This is a genomic window from Micromonospora sp. M42 (assembly GCF_000568915.1).
In the GTDB taxonomy this organism is placed as follows: domain Bacteria; phylum Actinomycetota; class Actinomycetes; order Mycobacteriales; family Micromonosporaceae; genus Micromonospora; species Micromonospora chalcea.
On record NZ_KK037233.1, the window covers coordinates 1,385,695 to 1,391,739 of the forward strand.

A 6,045-nucleotide genomic window follows, 5' to 3' on the forward strand; every position below is an offset into this window, starting at 1 on the left:
CGATGGTGACCGCCACCGCGTCCGGGGTGGCCGCGGCGCGCTCCTCGATCGGTCCGTGCAGCGTCTCGGCGCGCGGGAAGTCGCGCTGGTGTCGTTCCAGGCGGCCAGCAGCTCCCGCTCGGCGGCGGGCAGCAGCGGCAGCCGGGAGACCGGGGTGTCCGGCGCGGCGACGACCGCGTCCAGCAGGGCGGTCCACCGCTGCGCCATCCGCTCCACGGTGGCCCGGTCGAACAGGTCGGTGTTGAAGACCAGCTTGCCCCAGAGCCCGTCGACGGTCTCGACCGCGTGCAGCTCGAAGTCGAACCGGGTGGCCCGCAACTCCATCGGGGTCCAGGTGAACGTGACCTCGTCGGTGCGGGACACGCCGGTGAACCGGCCCATCTCGTAGTTCTGCAGCACGAACATGGCCTGGAACACCGGGGAGCGGCTGACGTCGCGCGGCAGGCCCAGTTCGTGCACGACCTTGGCGAACGGCACCTCGGCGTGCTCGAAACCGTCCAGCACGGTGCGGCGGGTGCGCTCCAGCAGCTCGGCGAAGGTCGGGTCGTCGCCCAGGTCGGCGCGCAGCGGCAGCATGTTGATGAACATGCCGACGAGGTTCTCCAGCTCCGGCGCGGACCGTCCGGCGACCGACGCGCCGATGGCGAAGTCGTCCTGGCCGGAGTGCCGGGCCAGCAGCACCTGGTACGCGGCGAGCAACGTCATGAACAGCGTGCCGCCGCTGTCGCGGGTGAGCGTGTTGAGCGCCTCGGTGGCGGCCGGGTCGAGCTGGAACTCGACGAAGTCGCCCCGGTAGGTCTGGGTGGCCGGGCGGGGCCGGTCCAGCGGCAGTTCCAGCGGGGTGATGCCGGCCAGCCGCTGCTTCCAGTAGTCGACGTGCGCCCGCGCCTGCGGGCCGTCCAGCTCCTGGGCCTCCCAGACGGCGAAGTCGCCGTACTGGATCGGCAGGGCGGGCGGCTCGCCGCCCCGGTAGAGCGTGATCAGGTCACGCAGCAGCACGTCCACCGACCAGCCGTCGCCGACGATGTGGTGCTGGGCCAGGAACAGCACGTGGTCGTCGGCGGCGAGCCGGATCAGCAGGGCCCGCAGCAGCGGCCCCGCGGCGAGGTCGAACGGCTCGGCCGCCGCCGCCTCGACCAGCGCCTGCGCGGCGGCCTCGTCGGGCGCGTCCACCACCGTCAAGCGGCACGTCCGCGGTGTCCGCGATCACCACCGTGGGGCGGCCGTCGGAGTCGGCCGGGAAGCGGGTGCGCTGCGACTCGTGCCGGTCCGCGAGCGCGGTCAGGGCGGCGCGCAGCGCGTCCACGTCGAGCGGTCCGCGCACCCGCAGCGGCACCGCGATGTGGTACGCCGCCTCGCCCGGGGCGAGCTGGTCCATGAACCAGACCCGCTCCTGGGCGTAGGACAGCGGCACCTCGGCGCCGGCCGGGCGGGGGGCGATCCGGGCCGCGGTTGCGGTCTGGCGGGCGCGTAGCCGTCGGGCGATCAGCGCCTGCCGGGCCGCCTCGCGGGCCGGATCCTTCAGGTCGGTCATCAGTTGGTTCCCTCTTCCGCCGCGAGCAGCGCGGCGACCTCGGTGTCGGAGAGGCCGTCGAGCTCGGCGGCGATCCGCTGTTCGATCTGGGCGGCCAGGTCCGCCACCACGGGGCTGCTGAACAGCGCCCGCATGGGCAGCTCCACGTCCACCTCGGCGCGGATGCGGGCCATCGCCCGCATGCCGCGCAGCGAGTTGCCACCGAGGGCGAAGAAGTCGTCGTGCGCGCCGACCTTCTCCACCTGGAGGATGTCGGCGTACACCTCGGCGACCAGGGCCTCGGCCTCGGTGCGGGGCGCGACGTAGCTGTCCTGCGCCGTCTCGGCCGACGCCGGGGCGGGCAGCGCGGCGCGGTCCAGCTTGCCGTTCGGGGTCAGCGGCAGCGCGTCCAGCCGGACCAGGGCGGCCGGCACCAGGTGCGCCGGCAGCTCGCGGGCCAGTTCGGCGCGGACCGAGTCCTCGTGGGCCGGGCCCACCAGGTAGCCGACGAGCATCGGCTCGCCGCCGTCGGCGCGGACCGCCGCGGCGGCGGCCCGTACGTCCGGGTGGGCCAGCAGCGCCGCCTCGACCTCGCCCAGCTCGATCCGCATGCCGCGCACCTTGACCTGGTCGTCGCGGCGGCCCAGGTAGTCCAGCGTGCCGTCGGCGCGCCAGCGGGCCAGGTCGCCGGTGGCGTACATCCGGGCGCCGGGCGGACCGTACGGGCAGGGCAGGAACCGCTCGGCGGTCAGGCCGGGCCGCTCGTGGTAGCCGCGGGCGAGCTGCGTGCCGGTGACGTACAGCTCCCCCACCACGCCCGGCGGCACCGGGCGCAGCGCGGTGTCGAGCAGCAGCGCCCGGGTGTTCCAGGTGGGCGTGCCGATCGGCACCGGGCCGGCCGGGACCGGCTCGCCGGGGGCGATGCGGGCCGCGACGCTACAGTGGCCTTCGGGCCGTACTCGTTGATCACCGCCACGTCGGGGTGCGCGGCCCGCCAGGCGGCGAGCTGCTCCCCGGTCAGCGCCTCGCCGCCGATGACCAGGTCGGTCGTCGGTGACAGCTCGCCGTCGAGCAGCGGCAGGTGGCTCGGCGTGACCTTGAGGAAGGTCGGCCGCCCACCGGCGCGGGCGGCGGGCTCGTCGATCGCGGCGAGCCGTACCGTGCCGCCTGCGGTGAGCGTGCCGAGCAGGCCGGTGACGGTGAGGTCGAACGAGGCCGGCGAGTGCAGCAGCGCCACCCCGGAAAGCCCCGGGTAGGTGGCCCGGGCCCAGGCCAGGTACGCGGTCACCGCCCGGTGCTCGACCACCACGCCCTTGGGCCGGCCGGTGGAGCCGGAGGTGTAGAGCACGTACGCGGGATGTTCGGGGCGCAGCGGGGCGACCCGGTCGGCGTCGGTGAGGTCGTCGCCGGGCTGGTCGGAGCCGACCTCGCCGTCGAGCACCAGCGCGTCGCCGGGCACCAGGGCGGCGGTGTCCGGGTCGGCCACCACCAGCGCGGGCGCGGCGTCGGTGAGCAGGTACGCGATCCGCCCGGCCGGGTACGTGGTGTCCACCGGCACGTACGCGGCGCCGGCCTTCAGCACGGCGAGCATCGCCACGACGAGGTCGCAGGAGCGGGGCAGGGCCAGCGCGACCCGGGTCTCCGGGCCGGCCCCGCGCGCCACCAGCAGCCGGGCCAGCCGGTTCGCGGCGGTGTTCAGCTCGGCGTAGCGCAGCGTCGCGCCGTCGCAGACCAGCGCCGGCGCGTCCGGGGTGGCGGCGGCCTGCCGCTGCACCTCGTCGACCACAGTGGTCGCCGGCACGTCGTGGGCGGTGTCGTTCCAGGCGCCCAGCACCAGGTCATGTTCGTCGTCGGTGAGCAGCGGCAGCGCGGCGAGGGTGCGCTGCGGCTCGGCGACGGCGGCGGCGAGCAGCCGCACGTAGCGGCGCACCACGGCCTCGGCGGTCTCCCGGTCGAACAGCTCGGTCCGGTAGACCAGGCGGCACTCCCCGGTGGTGATGTCGAAGGCCAGGTCGTCCTTCGTGGTGCCCAGCTCCACCGGGTCGAGGCCGGAGTCCGGGATCCAGTTCAGGGCGGTCTGGAAGATCGGCTGCACCGACGGGTCCCGCTGCGGGTCGACCGCCTTCGATTTCTGGAACGGCGCCTGGCCGTGCTCCATGGCGTCGATCAGGCCGTTGCGGATCCGGCCGAGCTGTTTCCGCGAACGCTGGGTCGCCGGAGACGTCGTTATTTTTAGCGCCACCGGGTTGACGAACATGCCGATCAGCGGCGCCAGCTCCGGGTTGTCGCGGCCCGCGGTGGCCACCCCGACACCATTCGGTGTCGCCGGAGATCCGCGACAGCAGCGCCGCGAAACCGGCCAGCAGCACCATGTACGGGGTGGCCTGCGCCCCGGTGGCCAGCGTGCCGATCCGGTCCAGCAGCCCGTCGGGCAGCGTGAAGCGCACCTCGTCACCGGCGAACCCGAGCTGGCCCGGACGGGGCCGGTCCAGCGGCAGGCCGATCACCGGCGGCGCTCCGGCCAGGTGGCCGGTCCAGAAGGCGAGCTGCCGGTCCAGTTCCTCGCCGGTGAGCTGCTGGCGCTGCCAGACCGCGAAGTCGGCGTACTGGATGGGCAGCTCGGGCACGGCGGGCTCGGTGCCGGTGCGCGCGGCCTCGCAGAACGCGACCAGTTCGTGGTGGAACAGCACCGCCGAGTGGCTGTCGAAGACGGCGTGGTGCGCCACGAACGCCAGCGCGAGCCCGTCCTCCATGCGGATCAGCCGGGCCCGCCACAGCGGCGCGGCGTCCATCGGGATCGGGGCGCGCGCCATCTCGCCGCGGATCCGCTCGAACTCGCCGCGCTGCTCACCGGCGGGCAGATGGGTGACGTCGGTGACGGGCAGCGGCGCCGGCTCGTGGGCGCGCACGACCTGCACCAGCGCGCCGTCGTCGACCCGCAGGTGGGTACGCAGCGCCTCGTGCCGGGCGATCACCCGGTTGACCACGTCGCCGGCCGTCTCGGCGTCCACGTCGGCGGGGAACATCCACGGGAAGGAGACGTTGAACACCGGCGACCCGGCGTCGAGCTGGTTGGCCATCCACACCCGCTCCTGGGCGTAGGAGGCCGGGAACGTCCACTCCTGGGTCATGAGAGGGCCTCGCGCACCGAGCGGGGACGCATGTCGGTCCAGACCTCGTCCACGTGGGCCAGGCACTCCTCGCGGCTGCCGGCGAAGCCGGTGTCGTGCCAGCCGGCGGGCAGCTCGCGGTCGGCCGACCAGATCGAGTACTGCTCCTCGTCGTTGCGGACGACCAGGAATCGGGATTCGGCCATGTCAGTTCGCTCCTGCGGTGTCGGGGGTGTGCGGCTCGGCCATCGCCACGGCGATCTTGCGGGGGCCGGTGAACGGCTCCCGGCCGTGCGCGGCGGTCATGTTGTCCACCACCAGCACGTCGTCGCGCTGGTAGTCGAAGCGGACCGTGGCCGCCCGGTAGGCGGCGCGCAGGTGGTCCATCACGTCGGCGGGGATCTCGCCGCCGTCGCCGTAGTAGGTGTTCGACGGCAGCCCGTCGGCGCCGAACATGGCCAGCAGCCCTTCCTGGTAGTCCTTGGGCAACGTGCTCAGGTGGAAGAAGGTGGCGTGGTTGAACCAGCGCGGGGTGTCCGAGCCCGGCCGGTGGTGCACCACGTCCCGGACCGCGCGGGTACGCAGGCCGTCCTTGCCGACCCATTCCACGGTGATCCCGTTGTCCGCCGCGTACGCCTCCACCTCGGCGCGGCTCTCGGTGTTGAACACCTCCTGCCAGCGGGTGCCGAAGTCGCCGTGGAAGTTGCGCACCAGCATCCAGCGGCGGCGGACGAACTCCTCACGTACCGCCGGGTCGATCAGCTCGTACACCCGGCGCACGTCGGCCAGCGGCGTGGCGCCCTGACTGTCCGGCGGCGTGACGCAGTAGAAGAACAGCGTCAGCGGCCAGCGCGCCTGGTACGAGTTCTCGTTGTGCAGGAAGATCTCCTCGTCCGGCGGGTAGTCGGTCGAGGTGTAGACCCGGCCCTTGATCGAGTGCCGGGGCGAGGAGCGCTCGGTGTAGGTCAGCGGCTCACCGGCCAGAGCCCGTACGGCCTGGTCGAAGCCGTCCACGCCGCCCACGTCGAAGCCGCGGAACAGCAGCCCTCCGCTGGCGACGAGGGTGTCCCGCAGCTCGGCGCGCCGGGCGGCGATGAGGTCGGTCAGCGGTCGGCCGTCGTTCTCGACGACCACCGGCAGCGTCGCGGTTGTCTCGCTCATGGTGCGGTGTCTCCTTGTTCCGTCGGGTGTCAGCCGCGGGGCAGCCGCGGGATGGCCGGGATCGCCGCCGGGGCGGCCGGTTGGTCGGCGGGCGCCTCGGCGCGCAGCTCCTCGATCCGGGCGGCCAGGCCGGCCACCGTGGGGGTCTCGAAGAGGCTGCGCATCGGCAGCCGCACCCCGGTCGCCTTTCGCATGGCGGCGATCAGCTGCACGGCGACCAGCGAGTTGCCGCCGAGGGCCGAAGAAGTCGTCGTCCACGCC

Annotated in this window: 5 protein-coding genes and 3 pseudogenes; all 8 read right to left on the reverse strand. The window is 73.8% G+C overall.

The window, feature by feature from the left end:
- The coding region (locus MCBG_RS06080; protein ID WP_043324620.1) for a condensation domain-containing protein at positions 1-1,176 on the reverse strand (1,176 nt) is incomplete at its 3' end.
- 64 nt (positions 1,177-1,240) lie between these two features.
- Positions 1,241-1,534: pseudogene (locus MCBG_RS35020) on the reverse strand (condensation domain-containing protein); the annotation flags it as partial.
- Positions 1,534-2,403, reverse strand: a complete 870-nt coding sequence (locus MCBG_RS33700) for a phosphopantetheine-binding protein (RefSeq protein WP_255358583.1) — start codon at positions 2,401-2,403, stop codon at positions 1,534-1,536. The pseudogene MCBG_RS35020 and the gene MCBG_RS33700, both read right to left, overlap by 1 nt.
- A 119-nt stretch (positions 2,404-2,522) precedes the next feature.
- Positions 2,523-3,770, reverse strand: a pseudogene (locus MCBG_RS34710) (AMP-binding protein); the annotation flags it as partial.
- A gap of 70 nt (positions 3,771-3,840) precedes the next feature.
- Positions 3,841-4,644, reverse strand: a pseudogene (locus MCBG_RS34715) (condensation domain-containing protein); the annotation flags it as partial.
- A complete protein-coding gene (locus MCBG_RS06095) occupies positions 4,641-4,829 on the reverse strand; it encodes an MbtH family protein (protein WP_043324625.1) in 189 nt (62 codons plus the stop codon). The pseudogene MCBG_RS34715 and the gene MCBG_RS06095, both read right to left, overlap by 4 nt.
- Position 4,830: 1 nt before the next feature.
- Positions 4,831-5,784, reverse strand: a complete 954-nt coding sequence (locus MCBG_RS06100; protein ID WP_043324628.1) for a TauD/TfdA family dioxygenase — start codon at positions 5,782-5,784, stop codon at positions 4,831-4,833.
- A 29-nt stretch (positions 5,785-5,813) separates the two neighbouring features.
- Positions 5,814-6,045, reverse strand: a 232-nt coding sequence (locus MCBG_RS06105; RefSeq protein ID WP_198033274.1) for an acyl carrier protein, incomplete at its 5' end; no start/stop codon positions are given.

What these genes read in the sequence shown, in the direction of transcription:
- MCBG_RS06095 (WP_043324625.1), bottom strand. Translation starts at nt 4,829, where the DNA reads ATGGCCGAATCCCGATTCCTGGTCGTCCGCAACGACGAGGAGCAGTAC.
- MCBG_RS06100 (WP_043324628.1), bottom strand. Translation starts at nt 5,784, where the DNA reads ATGAGCGAGACAACCGCGACGCTGCCGGTGGTCGTCGAGAACGACGGC.